This window comes from Anoxybacter fermentans (assembly GCF_003991135.1).
Classification (GTDB): Bacteria; Bacillota; Halanaerobiia; order DY22613; family DY22613; genus Anoxybacter; species Anoxybacter fermentans.
The window spans coordinates 1,137,585-1,155,504 of sequence record NZ_CP016379.1; the positions used below are offsets into that span (position 1 = coordinate 1,137,585).

Annotated in this window: 12 protein-coding genes, 5 tRNA genes and 2 pseudogenes; 2 read left to right on the forward strand and 17 right to left on the reverse strand. The window is 35.3% G+C overall.

The annotated features are described in order from the left end of the window. Positions 1–660 precede the first annotated feature (660 nt). Together BBF96_RS05130 and BBF96_RS05135 are read left to right on the forward strand one after the other, a co-directional pair. Positions 661–2,881 (forward strand): annotated as a pseudogene (locus BBF96_RS05130) (ribonucleoside triphosphate reductase). A gap of 103 nt (positions 2,882–2,984) precedes the next feature. After that, positions 2,985–3,692, forward strand: a complete 708-nt coding sequence (locus BBF96_RS05135; RefSeq protein ID WP_127016154.1) for an anaerobic ribonucleoside-triphosphate reductase activating protein — start codon at positions 2,985–2,987, stop codon at positions 3,690–3,692. A 299-nt stretch (positions 3,693–3,991) separates the two neighbouring features. Here BBF96_RS05135 and BBF96_RS05140 read toward each other — a convergent pair whose 3' ends face one another. The 17 genes and pseudogenes from BBF96_RS05140 to BBF96_RS05215 form a co-directional block, all read right to left on the reverse strand. Then, entirely contained in the window at positions 3,992–4,621 is a 630-nt protein-coding gene (locus tag BBF96_RS05140; RefSeq protein WP_127016155.1) for a M50 family metallopeptidase, read from the reverse strand. Positions 4,622–4,733: 112 nt separating this feature from the next. Continuing rightward, a complete protein-coding gene (locus BBF96_RS05145; protein WP_127016156.1) occupies positions 4,734–5,006 on the reverse strand; it encodes a DUF4405 domain-containing protein in 273 nt (90 codons plus the stop codon). Between the two features lie 668 nt (positions 5,007–5,674). Beyond that, the gene (locus BBF96_RS05150; protein ID WP_127016157.1) at positions 5,675–6,871 is read right to left on the reverse strand and encodes an MFS transporter; all 1,197 of its coding nucleotides are present in this window, start codon (positions 6,869–6,871) and stop codon (positions 5,675–5,677) included. A 153-nt stretch (positions 6,872–7,024) separates the two neighbouring features. Then, positions 7,025–10,534 carry a pyruvate:ferredoxin (flavodoxin) oxidoreductase gene (nifJ, locus tag BBF96_RS05155; RefSeq protein ID WP_127016158.1) on the reverse strand — a complete coding sequence of 1,170 codons (3,510 nt, stop codon included), beginning with the start codon at positions 10,532–10,534 and terminating at the stop codon, positions 7,025–7,027. Positions 10,535–10,714: 180 nt separating this feature from the next. Then, positions 10,715–12,061: an MATE family efflux transporter gene (locus BBF96_RS05160; RefSeq protein ID WP_127016159.1), complete on the reverse strand. Its 1,347-nt coding sequence runs from the start codon at positions 12,059–12,061 to the stop codon at positions 10,715–10,717. Positions 12,062–12,230: 169 nt separating this feature from the next. Further along, positions 12,231–12,307: transfer RNA gene (locus BBF96_RS05165), tRNA-Met, on the reverse strand. A gap of 68 nt (positions 12,308–12,375) precedes the next feature. Continuing rightward, positions 12,376–12,451 (reverse strand) — tRNA-Phe (locus tag BBF96_RS05170). Between the two features lie 5 nt (positions 12,452–12,456). Further along, positions 12,457–12,533, reverse strand: a tRNA-Met gene (locus BBF96_RS05175). Positions 12,534–12,541: 8 nt separating this feature from the next. Continuing rightward, positions 12,542–12,617: transfer RNA gene (locus BBF96_RS05180), tRNA-Lys, on the reverse strand. A 9-nt stretch (positions 12,618–12,626) separates the two neighbouring features. Next, positions 12,627–12,701, reverse strand: a tRNA-Gln gene (locus BBF96_RS05185). A gap of 176 nt (positions 12,702–12,877) precedes the next feature. Beyond that, positions 12,878–14,080, reverse strand: coding sequence for an ISL3 family transposase (locus tag BBF96_RS05190; protein ID WP_081499421.1), 1,203 nt, complete (start codon positions 14,078–14,080; stop codon positions 12,878–12,880). Between the two features lie 366 nt (positions 14,081–14,446). Then, positions 14,447–14,659: pseudogene (locus BBF96_RS17360) on the reverse strand (hypothetical protein); the annotation flags it as partial. A 467-nt stretch (positions 14,660–15,126) separates the two neighbouring features. Beyond that, on the reverse strand, positions 15,127–15,870 hold the full coding sequence (locus BBF96_RS05200) for a PIG-L deacetylase family protein (RefSeq protein ID WP_127016161.1): 744 nt from the start codon (positions 15,868–15,870) through the stop codon (positions 15,127–15,129). An 84-nt stretch (positions 15,871–15,954) separates the two neighbouring features. Beyond that, positions 15,955–16,989 carry a peptidoglycan DD-metalloendopeptidase family protein gene (locus tag BBF96_RS05205; RefSeq protein WP_127016162.1) on the reverse strand — a complete coding sequence of 345 codons (1,035 nt, stop codon included), beginning with the start codon at positions 16,987–16,989 and terminating at the stop codon, positions 15,955–15,957. 286 nt (positions 16,990–17,275) lie between these two features. Beyond that, positions 17,276–17,419 (reverse strand): hypothetical protein, encoded by a 144-nt coding sequence (locus tag BBF96_RS16375; RefSeq protein WP_164730910.1) that lies wholly within the window; start codon positions 17,417–17,419, stop codon positions 17,276–17,278. Positions 17,420–17,489: 70 nt separating this feature from the next. Beyond that, positions 17,490–17,699 carry a hypothetical protein gene (locus BBF96_RS05210; RefSeq protein WP_127016163.1) on the reverse strand — a complete coding sequence of 70 codons (210 nt, stop codon included), beginning with the start codon at positions 17,697–17,699 and terminating at the stop codon, positions 17,490–17,492. Between the two features lie 4 nt (positions 17,700–17,703). Next, complete coding sequence (locus BBF96_RS05215) at positions 17,704–17,889, reverse strand: hypothetical protein (RefSeq protein WP_127016164.1); 186 nt, start codon at positions 17,887–17,889, stop codon at positions 17,704–17,706. Positions 17,890–17,920 lie beyond the last annotated feature (31 nt).

Below are 17,920 nucleotides of genomic sequence, written 5' to 3' on the forward strand. Positions count from 1 at the left end.
TAAGAAAAACTGAGCCAGAGTTTACCACTACTTTAACATGGTAAAACACTGCCACAGTAATCGTGTAAAAGATCTAATTTAAGTGAGAGGTAATTATTATTTTCATGATAAAAATTATAAGGATGTATCATCAAGTAAAGTATGGTGGCCATTAATTTCATTACATTATTCACCTCATTTAAGATTGGTGCCAGCCAAATCAAATGCAGAAATACTACTCTATACTCACTACACATCCTTAAACCTTTAAAAAAATTTTTAACTTCTACCTTCTACCTCTCATTTTAAATTAAATAATGATTAAATAATGAAAGATAAAATCTATAAATCACTCCTTTCGGCTCACTAATAAACAGATCCTAATCTACCGAAATGCTCCTATTAACTTAAGTATTCTGAACTGTTTTAAGAATTCCTGCAATTATCAGAAAAATAACTAAGAAATATTTTTAACCTTTTCTAAGAAGGATTTTGCTAAAACAAATTTAATAATATTTAGATGTGGATTAACCGAAAATATTTTTACCACTTTGGACTTTATAATACTATTTATAGTATATTATACTCGTAAAAACCACAATATGTTGTGGTTTTTCTTGACTTTTGAAACAAATTTGGTTACAATAATGAATACGTAAAGCTAAATTAGGAGGTTCTAAAATGAAAACAACAATTCAGTATATTATTAAAAGAGATGGTCGGAAGGTCAAATTTGATCAAAATAAGATTACCACTGCTATTGGTAAAGCTTTTAAAGCTGCAGGGACATATAGTGCTGAAGAAGTACAACGATTATCAGATAAAGTGGTTTCTTATTTAGAACTTTTCTATAAACAAGGCGGCTACCCTCAGGTAGAGATGATACAGGATCTGGTAGAGAAGATTTTAATGGACGAAGGTTATACTAGAATTGCCAGAGCCTATATTCTTTATCGGGAACAGCATGCTAAAATAAGAAAAACCAAAGCTCTTCTTTCAAATGCAATCCAGATGGTCAATGATTATTTAAACCAGGCGGATTGGCGGGTTAGTGAAAATAGTAATATGACTTATTCATTACAAGGGCTACATAATCATATCTCTTCAAATATAAGTGCCCATTACTGGCTTCACGAAATATATCCCACCGAGATCCGGGATGCCCACTTACAAGGCGATTTTCATATCCATGACTTGAGCCATCTTTCGGTTTACTGCTGCGGCTGGGATTTAAAACTACTACTTCAGAAAGGTTTCGGAGGAGTCAGCAGCAAAATTGAGAGTGCTCCTCCAAAGCATTTCCGTACCGCTCTGGGCCAGATCGTCAACTTTTTTTATACCCTTCAGGGTGAGGCTGCCGGTGCCCAGGCTTTTTCTAATTTCGATACTTACCTGGCTCCATATGTCTATTATGATGGCTTGAATTATAAAGAAGTGAAACAGGCAATTCAAGAATTCGTCTTTAATATGAATGTACCTACCCGGGTTGGCTTTCAGACTCCTTTTACTAATATTACTTTCGACTTAAAACCTTCGGGAATGATAAAAAATGAACCTGTTATTATTGCAGGACAGGTGATGGACAAAACCTATGGTGAATTCCAGAAAGAGATGGACATGATTAACCGGGCTTTTGCTGAGGTAATGCTTGAAGGAGATGCTAAAGGCCGTGTCTTCTCTTTCCCTATTCCTACTTATAATATTACGGCTGATTTTGATTGGGCTAATCCGGTTCTCGATCCAATCTGGGAGATGACTGCAAAATATGGTATCCCTTACTTCAGTAATTTTATCAACTCAGATATGAGCCCGGACGATGCCCGGAGTATGTGTTGCCGGCTTCGATTGGATAACCGTGAACTCAGAAAACGTGGTGGCGGATTATTCGGAGCCAATCCAATGACCGGTTCCATTGGAGTTGTAACCATTAATATGCCCCGTCTTGGTTATCTTACCCGTGGTAATCGAAAAGCGTTCTTTGATCGTCTTGAAGAACTGATGGATCTGGCAAAAGAAAGTTTAGAAATCAAGCGTAAAGTTTTGGAAAAATTTACCGAAGCCGGTTTATACCCATACTCACGTTATTTTCTAAAAGATGTGAAAGCACGCTTTGGTCAGTATTGGAAAAATCATTTCAATACCATTGGTTTAAACGGAATGAATGAATGTCTCTTAAACTTCATGGGTAAAAATATAGCAAGCCACGAAGGACGTAGATTTGCTATTGAAGTTCTAGACTTTATGCGAGCAAAGATGCTGGAATATCAAGAGGAGACAGATAACTTATATAACTTAGAGGCAACCCCTGCTGAAGGTACCGCCTATCGGTTTGCCAGGTTAGATAAGGAACTTTATCCAAATATCATCTGTGCCAATGAAGAAGCTTACAGGAATGGGGCTGCACCTTACTATACCAACTCAACTCATTTACCTGTTGGCTATACTGATGATATCTTCGATGCCCTGGATTTACAGGATGAACTTCAGACTCGATATACCGGAGGTACTGTTTTCCATGGTTTTCTCGGAGAGCGGTTACCGGATGGAGAGAGCTGTAAACTTTTAGTGAAACGGATTGCTGAAAATTATCGTCTTCCCTATTTTACTATTACACCAACCTTTTCTATATGTCCGGTACATGGATATTTACCAGGTGCTCATGAGTTCTGTCCAAAATGTGATGCTGAACTTGAATTAGAAGAGAAAAACCAGGAATAATTTAAGGAGGCTGTTAATTATGAAAAAAAAGCGTCAAAGATGCGAAGTCTATTCACGGGTAGTTGGATATCTCTCCCCCATATCTCACTGGAATATTGGCAAAAAATCCGAATTTAAAGACCGAAAAACCTATAATTTTCCAATGAAAGATGTAAAAGAGGAAAAAACTGAAACCTGTTGTTAATCATATGATGGGGATGTACCTTCAGTCATCCCCTTTTTTATTAAGTACTATGCTTTAATTCTAAAGTGGTCACCTACTATTTTATTCAGGAGGTGCGGTCTTAATGCTTCCTATAGTCGGATGGCAAAAGACTTCTCTTATCGATTATCCGAAAAAAATTTCAAGTATTTTTTTTACCCCAGGATGTAATTTCCGCTGTCCCTATTGCCATAATCCTCAATTGGTAACGGATACTGTCGATCTTGAAACTATACCTGAAGATATCATCTGGGCTCATTTAAAAAAGCGGCGCAAAGTTTTGGATGGAGTGGTCATCACAGGTGGTGAACCTACTTTACATGGTGAAAAATTAATAGAATTTATTTTTAAGATTAAAAAAATGGGCTATCTGGTTAAACTGGATACCAACGGAAGTCAACCTGAACTTTTAAAAAGATTAATAGAAGACAATTTGATAGACTATATCGCAATGGACTTAAAGACTTCTATCCCAGAATATACCATATTTACAAGAACGGATGTTGACCTTAATAAAATAAAAGAAAGTATTGAATTTTTAATACAAAGCGCCAATTCAAAACTAGTTGATGTGGAATTTCGTACCACTTTACATCCTCGTCTCCATAACGAAAAGATCTTCCACCAAATGGTTGAATTGATAAAAGATGCACCGCGATACGTTCTTCAGACCTTTCGAAGTAATATAACCTTAGATCCAGAATATCTTAGAACCCAACCATTTACCGAACATAAGATGATAGAATTCCTGAATATTGCTAAAAAATATGTTAAGGAATGTTTGATTAGATGAATAATAGTAGCCTGTGAGTTGCAAACTACAACTGAAGAACAAAAAGCTTTGGGTAATATGGTTTTAAAAATTGTCAAAGAAGTGAAGCCCGGATCAGAAAAAAATATAAAAAAACATTAAAGCCAGTATGGGCACTGGCTTTTTTCTTTATTTAAAAGTTATTTAAAAACAATGAATCAAAACTATTGTAGGTTCTTTAAGATCTCTTCATCAATAGGTTGATTATTATACTTGCGACGTGAATGTCGAATTAATAGTAATTTTCCTCAACTATCCTTCTACACTTACCAGGAATAAGTTTAACCCCAATTTATTCTTACATGCTGATCTAAAAAGTTTAGTATTGGTATGGCAATAATTAATGCAGTTAAACTTATTAAAGTAAAGGACCATTTATCTTGAAAAAGGGCTGGTATCTTTTTTCTTAAATTTTTTATCACATAATGTAAACATATCAAAGATACCAAAATCGAAATTAACGACGGTATATATTTCATAATAGTTATGCCAGACATTTCATACCATAATAGGCCCATAGATATTTCATCTTCAATTGCTAATCTGCCACTGGTTAACAAAGAAAAATATGAATTAATCATAGGTAATAATCTTAAAAGAGAATTGGTAAAAGCAAATGACCCAATTATAACAACTGGTAATTTATTATTTACTTTAAATAATGCTATAGTAAATATAATTGCTAAAATCCAGGTAATAATAGGCCCCAGATCCCAGGAATCTTTAAAATCATGGCTCCTGAAATCTTCATCACCAGGAGACTTATAGATATTACCAACTTTATTAAAACCAGTACTTACAGGAACCCCTTTTAAATATGCACTAACACCATGCCCAACTTCATGCAGAAAAGTAGATATTAATATGGTCAACAATAAAATTAGAAACCATTGTATAAATTCTTTTTTCATTACAAATTCCTCCTATTGTTTAAGTGAAGCCATATATCTGCTGTTAAGCGACCCGAACAAAGTGAGAGTGAAGAACAAAATAGCTATGATTTATAATACTCAACTATAAAAATTATCTTTTCAATAAATGTTTTATTTCATTAAATAACATTTTATAATTTAATAATAAATGAACTATGGTTAGAAAAATCATAATAAAACCAGTATAAGTATGTAAGTCTTCCAATAATTCTTTATTAAGCCCCAAAAAACTCCATTCAATTTGTCTTGCTATTCTCCCCGAGGGAGCCAGCCATAAACCTATACCTGTCACTGAAATAACGATAAACAAAATTAATAACAATAATGAAATAATACCTCTTACCTTAATTAAATTTACTTTCATATTGTCCCACCTCCAATTTATAATAAGTTATAATAATATTTTCAAAAATATTAATGTACTTTTAGCCTTAACCCATTTTTATTCACTTCTAATTTTGGGGTTATAAAAAACTTTCTCAATCAAAATTATGCCTATCACTAAAGTTTCTGAAAATTAAATTATACTCAATTTTTAATTGAATACCAGCTCACACATGGAAAACCTTTTAAATATGTTTAACGTCTAAAAACATCAAAACATATGTACGCAATACGTTCATTTAAAACCGTTGGTTATTTCGCAAAACTATATTATATGATAACAAAAGATAAACATAGTGTCAATATTTTTCATTAAATTTTACTGAATTATACTAATTTTATCGCTTTTCTTGTTCTACCTGTTTACTAAACCAAATAAAACGCTCATATACTCCAATAACATTCAATACACTTCCTTTATATTCCACCCCTTTTTTAAAGTCTTTTCCTTAAAGGTTTTTCCTGGCAAATAGTTTAAGATTATACTTAATCCTTTAGTTGAAGAACTCAACATTTACGAAGAAAATCCTATAGCGATATTCGCAAATTTCTGTTGCCATTCATTCTTTTACTTTATATTAATTATTACATCATCTATCGCTTAATAAATTGATTTAATCCGTTCTGAAAAACTCTCCTGGATTGAATTCATACTCTTCCAGTCACTTTATGCTGTATTCCCAACCGTTTATCCATATATTTCATAGTAATATAAGTCATCAGGGCCATTGTTATTGCTAACACCAGATGGGTAGTAAAAATATCAGTAGAATCTTTTAACATACCCATAAAAGGAGAAACAATTGCAAAAGCAATATTGGTTGCCATGCTCGCAAAGGAAAGTATAGTAGCTCTTTTATCAGATGGTATATGCTTATTCAAATATTTTCTGGTTACAGGTCTATAAAGCCCTCTGGCCATCTGTTGAAGTAAAATGGCAAATACACCTACCCAGACTTTTATAGTCGCTAATAGAATAAATGATACAAGTAAAAGGAGAGACATAAAAGTTAAAGTACGCGGTTTTGTAATAGACATTATTTTATCTACACGTTTGGCTGTAAAGGCAGCGGTTATGTTAAATAAAAAGAATATGATCCCGAAGTATCGCACAGGAATTTTGACACTTTCCATGTAAGGCTGAAAATACCAAAATCCTGTCCGATAAAAGATGAAAAAGATCATAGAATAAAATATAATTGCTTTGATTTTCTCATGGCCAAGAATATATCTTCCGCTCTCTTTAATCTGGTCTAAATAATTAATACCGTATTTACCTTTTTTCTCTTCAATTGGCGGTTCTTTAAAATTAAGTGTTATGAGAATAGTAATTAACATAAATCCAATAGATATAGCCAGAGGTAGGTAAATATTAATTTCATAAATAAATCCAGCTATGACAGAACCGATAGCCTGAGCATATAATGCAAAAGATTGGGCATGACCTTCAATTTTCTGAAATTCTTTTACCTTCCCCATTACTTTTAAGGAATCATAAATCATAGCAGTATCTGCGCCTGATTTTAAAGTTGCACCCAAACTGAAAATGATTTCAGCTAAAATAAAAATAAAAAACCTGGTTCCAATAATATACATAAATAGACTAACTGCCCATAACAAAGCCCCAAGAACCAAACTGACTTTTCTTCCATATTTGTCAGCTACAGCACCTGTCGGTACCTCGAAAATTACTATTGAAATTGCAGCAATGGAATTTAAAATCATTATTTGAGTAAAGGATAATCCTTTAGCAATAAAAAATAAAACTATGATCGGACCAAGAATTAGTAGATTGGCAAAAGTAGAGTATATATAATATGTTTTAATATTTTTGGTAAAATCCATCTTTTACACCCCCTTAAAAATTAAAATAAGGTTTTTCAGTTATAATTTTTGAAAATATTTAGTATTCATTCTAGCAAAATCTCTGATTAATGTCAATAACTAAAATAAAAAAAAGCGAGTGAGAATACTGTCTCACCCGCTTAATATCTGATATTATTCAGCCATCCGCTTATAGGTTTCGTATCTTTCTTTTGCTTCTTTTTCAGCCTGCTCGAAGAGTCTTTCAGCCTCTTCTGGGAACTGTTTCTTCAGAGTTGCATAACGAACTTCTCCCATCAGGAATTCACGGAAGTTACCAGTTGGCTCTTTGGAATCCAGAATGAACGGATTCTTACCTTCTTCCTTCAATGCTGGATTATATCTGTAGAGTGGCCAGTAACCAGCTTCTACAGCTTTTTTCTCTTCAAGCTGGCTGTAAGCCATATTAATACCATGGTTGATACATGGTGAGTAAGCAATGATCAGAGATGGACCATCATATTTCTCAGCTTCGATCAGAGCCTTGAGCAACTGATTCTGGTTAGCACCCATTGCAACAGATGCTACATATACATAACCGTATGTCATAGCCATCAAACCGAGGTCCTTCTTCTTAACCTTCTTACCGGAAGCAGCAAACTTGGCAACTGCACCGGTTGGAGTAGCCTTGGAGGACTGACCACCGGTATTAGAGTAAACTTCGGTATCCAGTACCAGAACATTTACATCTATACCAGAAGCCAGAACATGGTCAAGACCACCGTAACCGATATCATAAGCCCAACCGTCTCCACCGATAATCCATACAGAAGGTTTGGTCAAAAGATCAGTCATTTCTTTAATCTGCAGCAGCTTATCTTTAATACTACCACAGCATGCATTGCCAATCTCAGTATCAATCAGATTCTTGATCTGATCACCATACTTTCTGGAGAGCTCAGCATCTTTTATGTTCTCCAGCCAGCCTTCACATGCAGCCTTAAATTCATCAGAGCTGCTATCTTTTACTTCTCTTATCAGATCAGCCAGCTTGTCACGTCTTTGGGCAACAGCCAGAGCCATACCGTATCCAAATTCAGCATTATCCTCAAAGAGTGAGTTAGCCCATGCAGGACCGTGTCCCTTAGAGTTTACAGTATATGGACAGGTTGGAGCACTACCACCATAGATGGAGGAACAACCGGTAGCATTGGCAATAATCATCCGATCACCAAATAGCTGGGTAACCAGCTTCACATATGGTGTCTCACCACAACCAGCACATGCTCCGGAGAACTCGAAGTATGGCTTTAAGAACTGACTGCCCTTAACAGTGTTAGTCTTATAAGGAATTTCAACTTCAGGTAAAGACTCAGCAAATTCGTAATTAACAATTTCAGTTTCAGCTACATCTTCAAGACGTTTCATCTCAAGAGCTTTCTTTTTAGCCGGACATACATTTACACAACTGCCGCAGCCGGTACAATCCAATGGTGATATCTGGATAGTAAATTGTAAATCAGTCTTACCAGTAGCAGGTATATATTTGTATGTTTCTGGAGCATTTTTGAGAGATTCTTCTTTAGCCAGATATGGTCTAATAGCAGCATGTGGACATACGTAAGCACACTGGTTACACTGGATACAATTTTCAGCAATCCAACATGGAACTTCATTGGCAATACCGCGTTTTTCATACTGAGTAGTTCCGGTTGGGAATACTCCATCTACACTCATAGCACTAACAGGTAAATCGTCACCTTTCAGTTCCAGGATTGGATTTGCTACTTTTTCCATGAACTCTGGCAGATCACGCTCTTTAACTGCAGCAGCTTCATCCTGAACATCGGCCCAGGAAGCTGGATATTCAACTTTCTCTAAAGCTTCAATAGCCTTATCAACAGCTTCTATATTCATCTTAACGATATGGTCACCTTTCTTACCATAGGTCTTCACGATTGCATCTTTAATGTACTTCATTGCTTCATCTGCAGGAATAATGTCAGCAATCTGGAAGAATGCAGCCTGCATAATTACATTAATTCTGTTTCCTAATCCTACTTCTTCTGCAATTTTGAATGCATCTATGTTATAGAATTGCAAATTCTTAGATGCAATGGTTCTCTTTAACTCAGCTGGAAGTTTAGTTTCCATTTCTTCCAAACTCCATGGGGAGTTTAACAGGAAAATACCACCCTCTTTGATACCTTTCAAAATATCATACTTACCAATATAAGATGGTTTATGGCAAGCAATAAAGTCAGCTTTATCAATCAGGTAACGAGATTTAATTGGTTCTTTACCGAATCTCAGGTGGGAAATGGTTACACCACCGGATTTCTTGGAGTCATATACGAAATATCCCTGTGCATACATGTCGGTGTTATCACCGATAATTTTTATAGAGTTCTTGTTAGCGCCAACAGTACCGTCAGAACCGAAGCCCCAGAACTTACAACGCTTAACTCCTTCAGGACTGGTATCAATATCTTCCTTAATTTCTAAGGAAGTATGGGTTATGTCATCAACAATACCTACAGTGAATTGATTCTTCGGTTGATCTTCTTTTAAGTTATCATAGATTGCTTTAACCATGGAAGGAGTAAACTCTTTGGAACTGAGACCATAACGTCCACCATAAACTTCTGGAGCATTCTCGACATCATAAAGTACAGTACGTACATCCTGATACAATGGTTCACCAGCAGAACCTGGTTCTTTAGTACGATCCAGAACAGCCAGACGCTTACAGGTCTTTGGAAGAGCCTCAAGGAAGTACTTAGCAGAGAAAGGCCGATAGAGACGTACTTTAATCAGACCAACTTTTTCACCTTTAGCTGTTAAGTAATTAACAGTCTCTTCTACTGTATCACTACCAGAACCCATAATTACAATTACATATTCTGCGTCTGGAGCACCTACATAATCAAATGGCTTGTAATAACGACCAGTTAAATCTCCAACCTGTTTCATTACTTCAGCAACGATGTCTGGTGTTTTGAGGTAATATGGGTTACATGCTTCACGTGCCTGGAAGAAGATATCTGGATTTTGTGCAGTACCTCTCATCTGTGGATGCTCAGGATTCATTGCTCTTTCTCTAAATGCCTTAATAGCATCCCAGTCAACCAATTTTGCCATATCTTCATACTCGATGACATCTACTTTTTCAATTTCATGAGAAGTTCTAAATCCATCAAAGAAGTGCAGGAATGGAACTCTGGACTTAATGGTTGCTAAATGGGAAACCAGAGCCAAATCCATAACTTCCTGTGCAGATGCAGAAGCTATCATTGCAAAACCAGTTTGTCTTGCAGCCATAACATCACTGTGGTCACCAAAAATCGAAAGTGCATGGGTTGCAACAGTACGTGCAGATACATGGAATACAGTTGGTAACAACTCACCAGCAATCTTATACATATTAGGGATCATCAAAAGTAATCCCTGGGATGCAGTGAATGTAGTAGTTAATGCACCAGCAACTAAGGAACCATGAACAGCACCTGAAGCTCCTCCTTCAGATTGGAGCTCAACAACTTTCAAGGATTGCCCAAAGATATTTTTACGGCCACGGGCAGCCCAGTCATCACAAATCTCCCCCATTGGTGACGATGGAGTAATAGGGAAGATTGCAGCAACATCACTCATGGCATAGGCAACATGCGCAGCTGCAGTGTTTCCATCCATCATTTTTTTTGCCATCTCTAACATCTCCTCCTAAGATGATATAACATTATATGCAGACTTACCAGAAAAAATTTCCTCTCCGGCAAGTCAAGCAATATTACAATTCTAGATTTATTCCAATTTTCCTGCTTGAAAATCAAAAAGTTTGTCGTGAAATTGTAAAAAAATGTTTGTGAATTTTCATACAATTTTGTATTATAAAGCAATTTTGGCCCATTGCTTCGCTTTAAACCGTCTATGCATTATATAATTAAATACTAAAAATGACGAAAGTTCTGCAAACCACAACCCCGCTATTCCAAAATTCAGTTGAATGGTAAAAAGGTAGCATAATGGAATAAACATTAGCCACAATCGTAGACTGGAAATAATCATAACTCCTCTTGTATCACCTGCACCCCGGAGTGCACCGGAGATAACAATCCAGAATGCCAATGGTACCTGATTCAATCCCATTACATACATGGTAAAAAGAGATGTGTTGATAATGGTGACATCTTTTGTAAAAAATTTAAGTATAAAAACCGGAAATGTAAAGAAGATGATTCCCATTAACACGCCCCAGGTTGCACCTAAAATACTGGCAGTGTAACCTATATGCAAAGATTTCTTAACATCTTTTTCGCCTAGACTCTTACCTACAAGCGAAGCAGCAGCAATTGAGAATCCAATAGCTGGCATAAATGAGATAGATTCAATATTTAAAAGAATTCTAAAAGAACCTTCCTGTAATGTATCCAATTGAGATATGAAAATCCCAGAAACAAGAAAAGATAACTGCATTAAAATTTGTTCAATAGCCGCTGAACTGCTTAACCGCCACAAAGGTTTAAAAATCTCACGGGTAATCTTTAAATTTAATAGCGTAAGTTGTAATCCACCCTTACCACGTAAAAGAATTAACAAAAACAGAGCTGCATCAATAAATCTTGCAAAAGTTGTAGAAATCGCAGCTCCATTTAAGCCCAATTCAGGAAAAATCCAAAATCCCGTCATCAGAACATAATTTCCTATGATATTTATCAAATTAACCAGACTGGTAATTATCATGGGAGTTTTGGTATCACTGGCTCCCCTAAGTGATGCCTTGGCCGCAAAAGAAATGAACATAAAAATCATCCCAGCGGCAATAATTCTGAAAAATGGTACTGCCAATTGAAATACATCTTCTGAAATATCAAAGATTCTGAGCAGATTAGGAGAAAAAATAATCGATAAAATGGTGATAACAGTACCAATAATAATATTCAAAAATAAATTTTGTCCCAAAACTTTATTTAATTTTTCCATATTCTTCTCACCGAAACTGCGCGAAATCATGGCTGTAGCTCCGGCATTGAAAGAAGAAAATATAAAAATAACTGTAAAAATCAACTGATTTGCAAATCCAGCTGCCGATAGACCCTCAAGACCAATTATCCGACTGATCATAATGGTATCAACAATTCCAAGGAGAGTATGTAAACTCATTTCTATAATGGCTGGTAATGCCAGAGTAAAAATAGATAAAATTAGTTTCCTATTTTTGATAATATCTTTCATCCAAACATCTACTCCTCTTATTTAGAAAATTAAATCCAACTTGACTATTTCACCTTTTAACTTTAAAAACCTGCAAAACTTAAAAAAATAGATATAAAAAACCGTATAACAAAAATAAGTTCTTAAATAAAAAAAGCTATATCTTTTCAGATATAGCTTAAATGCAAATTGGTTGCGGGGGTAGGATTCGAACCTACGACCTTCAGGTTATGAGCCTGACGAGCTACCTGACTGCTCTACCCCGCGACATTTTGATATTAGGATTGACAAATCTATATTAAACTATACTTTAGATTTTTTTCAAAAATAAAAAATGGTGGTCAGACCCAGAATCGAACTGGGGACACGAGGATTTTCAGTCCTCTGCTCTACCAACTGAGCTATCTGACCACACATGGTTGCGGGGGTAGGATTCGAACCTACGACCTTCAGGTTATGAGCCTGACGAGCTACCTGACTGCTCTACCCCGCGGCGAAAAATGGTGAGCCATGGAGGAATCGAACCTCCGACACCCTGATTAAAAGTCAGGTGCTCTACCGACTGAGCTAATGGCCCACGTTTGAATGGCTGGGGTGGCAGGATTCGAACCTGCGCATGACGGAGTCAAAGTCCGGTGCCTTACCACTTGGCGACACCCCAGCATTACTGTCGTCATTTCCCCAACGACAGTAAGAATTGTAGCATGTTTTTTTTTATTTGTCAAGGAATTTACGCAAATTATTTTAAAAATTTTTGGCTCTCCGTCAAATGTTGTGAAAGATAAGTTGGCTCCGTTGAATTGATTGGTAAATTGATTTTGAAATAAACATTTAAATTTAATAACTTAACATTGCATTAAATACTCTTCTCCTTAGATTCATAACATTTGGAACACCATATCCAATCCTTTTGATCAATTTAATCTTGTTATTGATACCCTCAGCAAAGCCATTGGTTATCTTAGTCTTAAAATAATTTAGTATTTTTTCTTCCCATCTTTGTATTATCTTTTTTACCTGGTAAAAAGGCATCAGCTTGCTTTTTATTACTTCTTTATACCACCTTTTTAGAGCTCTGGTGGCTTCTTTCACATCATCTAGCTGCAATAGGTCTCTGAATTCCTCTTTTAATTCCCAGGCCTTTTCTAGAGCTGGACTGAGTTCAAATAATTTGATGAGCTTTTCATGTTCTTCATCTGTCAATTCTTCAGCTCGTTTTTGGAGTAATAAACGACTTTGAAAAAACTTTCTTCTCTGATGATTATTTACTGTTTGTTGAACTTGTTTTCTAACTTCATCAAGGGCTCTGTTCATTAAAGTTACAAGATGAAATTTATCTATAACAATTTTTGCATGAGTAAATGCTGCATCTGCTACTGCTTTGAACGGCCGCCACATATCCATAGAGATCGATTGAATCTGTCGTCTTTGTTCATCTTCCCAACAATTAAAGTAGTCAATTAAATCATCCTTTTTGCGAGTAGGTAAAATGTCAATTAACTCCCGATTAATTGGATCTGTAATGCTAACTCCATATTTATGGCGTTTTAAAACTGCAAATTCATCGATACTGATGGCTTTTAATTGACTAAGTTTTGAAACTTGTTGTTTAATGAGAGGGTCAACTACTTTTTTAACTGCATTATTAACAGCTGTATAACTTAACCCGTTTTCTCTAGCAACTTTAGAATAATCCTTGCTGACAGTTTCTTTAGCAAGATATTTATCAAAGCGTTTGGTTTTACGGGCATATTTATCAATACTTTCATATTTTTCAGGGATACCCCTCTTATGACAATAAGGACAACGATATCTTTTCTTTAGAAGTCTAATGATTACTAGTTTACCTCTTATGGGGATGTCTCTAATATTTTGCCATTTTGTATCATGGATTTTATTAGTGATATTACCACACTGAGGACACACAATGTGATTTTTCTTTGCTTCAGCGATAAAAATATATCTGTCCTCCGTTGAAATAATTTCAGTTGCAATAATGTCTGGCAAATCAAGAAATTTTATGATATTATTATATTGCATTTGCTGGACTCCTTTCTTTGGTTTTTAGTTCGCAACTAATTAATTCAACGGGGCCAGCAAATGCCTTTTTATTTTTTATAATTTTTTCTTCACAACATTAATTATAGACCCAAATTTTTTAGTTGATTTCTGAGTTTTAACTGAATGACTATCACCGTAACATTTCCCTGAGCTTTTTAAATCGCCCTTTTCAGGATGAGAATACGTAAAGTTTTAACCGAATTTTGTAGTTCATCATATCAAAAGGTAGGAGCTCTTTCAAAATAAGATAACAAAACCGGAAAAACAAAGAATAGGCCAAGGCCCATTAAAATAACTCCTAAAACAATAACCAATTTTGAAGTAGTTTTTATTTGCAAAAGTTTTTTACTCTTCTGAACCAGAAGATTGAAAAGGATAAAAGCCAAAAAATATCCCAATTATAGTACTAGCTAACAAAATATAAAAATATATACCTCCCCTTTGTTTCCAGAAATGAAGGATAGTACTGCTCACCCCTAACCAGATAACAGAAGTTGCAGGGTTAGTAATTGTAATAACAAAACCGGACATAATACATTTAAAAACGGAAGTTGGCTGTTTTTCCTCTGTTTGAGATAGCGATTCGTAGTATAAATGATTTTACTGCAAAAAGCTAATTTTGAGCACCATAAAAATTTTTCGTTAAACCATCTCTTAGTAAGATTTCAGTCGAAATAAGGCCTCATCACAGGATGTGATGAGCTAATCAAGGGTCAGGATGACCCATTGATTAGTGTACCCTATTTCGACTGAAATCGAATTTTAGATGGCTCGAAAAATTAGCTTTTTGCAGTTTAATCACAAATTACTTTTAATAAAGCCAATAAAATCATAACACTTTTCCTCCAATAATATCTAAAACCACATCCATCTTTCAGGTTTTATAATTTTACTCAATGGAAATTGACAGATAATCAGGGCCATCTCCCAATTTATCACATATCTCTAAAGCAACTGTCTTTTACCCCTCAATCTAAAGCCAAATCAAAATTGCCATCAATAGGCAATCACCTGGGCCAGTTTTTCTAAAGCAATTTTCCTATTGGGGTTTTATTACCAGACTCGATTCCGCAAAAGAGATCATCCTCTATACCATCAATCCGGTAGTCTAATTTATGATCAGCAAGAACAAAGTATTCTTTTTCTGGAATGGGCCTTTCTCCTCCGGCAAAATCGAAAATACGTTCAATACTATATCTCTGTGATATATGGCAGAGAATAGCAGATTTTTTAACATTTTTATACGAACTTACATCAATAACCGTCGTAATCTCTCCATCACCGTCAACTAAATCAGGATGCCGGGCTAAAAGAAGTTCTTTTGGTAAAGTATAATAATAAAGCTTTTTTGGGTACTCACTCATCCTGAAAACCTGCGTTACCCATTTATGGACAGTAATATGATCAGGATGACGGGAGATTCCCGTCGGTCCATAAGTAATAAGAATTTGAGGTTTAAACATTTCAATATAATGCAAAATTTTTTCTATTGGTGGATGAGGCTCTAAGTTCTGAAGAGTTTTATCTTTATACCCCATAAAATCAACTTTCTCCAAACCGAGAATCTTTGCAGCTTTCAAAAGCTCCCTCTCACGAATTTTACCCAATGGCTCATCTGTATTACTCAGGGCATTTTTACCCGCTTCCCCTCTTGTAGCAGTAAGAAGCCGAACCCTGACTCCATTTCTAGCATAATGAGCCAATGTACCTGATGGTCCAAAACTTTCGTCATCTGGATGGGCAAATATGGCTAGAATTTTCCTTTCCATTTTTGAATTCTCCTCCCTTGATTATAATATACTCTCCCTCACAGTTAAAAGAGGCTGTAGCTTTATGGCTACAGCCCATTTAAATCAGGGTAAATAGTGAAGAGGATTAACAGGTTTTTCGTTAAGCATAATCCGGAAATCCAGATGCGGTCCTGTACTCTGGCCTGTATTACCCGATTTGGCAATAACCTGACCAACATGAACCATATCCCCAACCCTGACTAGAAGCTGGGAATTATGTGCATAGAGAGTACTAACACCATTACCATGATCTAATATTATAGTCTTACCAAATCCAGAGATCCAACCGGCTCTGATGACCTTCCCACCGGCTGCTGCCAGAACAGGTGTCCCTATTTTAACTGCAATATCAATTCCACCATGAAAATGTTTGTTCTTAAAAACAGGATGAACCCGATATCCATATCCCGAACTTATTCGCCCATTAACCGGCCAGATAAATGCACCTTTTTCAAGACGAAAATTTTTACTCGGCCCTACCTGTAAATAAGGAATAACCAGACGTTGCCCAATTTGAATTAGATCACTTTTTAGATTATTGGCATTTTTAATAGTATCCACAGAGATTCCATATCTTTTAGCTATTTTGATTAGTGCATCACCAGGTTGGACCACATGAATGGTATTTTTATAAACCTGTTCCTGAGGCCCATCTCCAATCCCTCTACGAGGAATTATTAAAGTCTGGCCAACATAGATTAAATCATCTTTTATTTGATTGAGAGCTTTTATATCAGCAATAGTTACATTAAACTCTTCTGCAATCTCTGAGAGGGTATCTCCTGGCTGCACTTCATATTCGATATTCTCACTAACTTCTCTCAATTTATCAAAGGTTTCAAGTCCTACCACTCCATCTGCTAATAAACCTTGAGATAATTGAAAATCCTTAACAACTTTTTCAGTTTCTAGACCAAATATGCCATCAACAGTAAGATCAAAACCCATTTCAACAAGAATTTGCTGTAACTCTTTTACATCAGGTCCAGACATACCTTTTCGTAAAGGTAAACTAGTTATTGTAGCATATACAAAACTATTATTAACAAAAATTAACAAAAACATTATCAATAAGATATAGTAAAACTTTTTATTCATCAGCTACTACCTCCAAGCTAGATTTTTAATTTGATGCTTTACCCCCCCTTTAGAATAAATTGGCTCTTGGCCGTAATAGCAAGGATAAGCTGTATAATTTCCCGGGCATAAAAAAATTAGGTAACTGTCTGGTTTATCAATATGTTAGGCCTTTTATAAAATATTTATTCACCATTTGGCAAACTAAATCCTTCTAAAAAATCTTAGAAAATATTGTTTCGATAAGAATAGTACAAAAGTTTCAGTAAAAAAGTCAGGCAGTTAGGCCTGACCTACAATAAAAATACTATTCATCAATTGTTAAATTTCCATTCTTACAAAAAACCTGATGATCTGTTTCACTATAGATGATACGTTCTTTACAACCCTTATATGCATTTTCACATTTTTTATCAGTCTGGCCCTGACATTTTACTTTAATCATTTTCATCAATATCACCACCCGCTTTTTCTTAATATCATTTTAACAAAAAATTCTTAAAAAAGTCAACTTTACATTATTAAATATCCCCTTTTCCACCTTTGAATGGAAAAAAATTGTTCTCATCATCCCGGGTGGAATCCATTTCATTGGCAACCAATTCTCTATATACTTCTCCTTCATAACCTTGCAGATAAAGTAAATCCTCTGGATTAGGATCACGGGTAGGATATTTTTTTGCAAAATCTTCTTCTAACTTTTTTCGGATAATTTTAGGCTTATCTTTCATCTTTTCATTTTCCCAATCGATCAATTCTGGAATTATTTATTAGATCATCATCCGGGCTATAATCATCCTTTTGTTCTATCATGGTTTGAAAATCCTCTAATTCTCCTACTTCCAGATCATCAGGACTTAATTCTTTTGTCATATTTAAGATCTGTTTCATGGGAATTTTTTTACTTTTAATTTTTTTCATAAAAGATTCCTCCTTATAAAAGGGTTTTTAT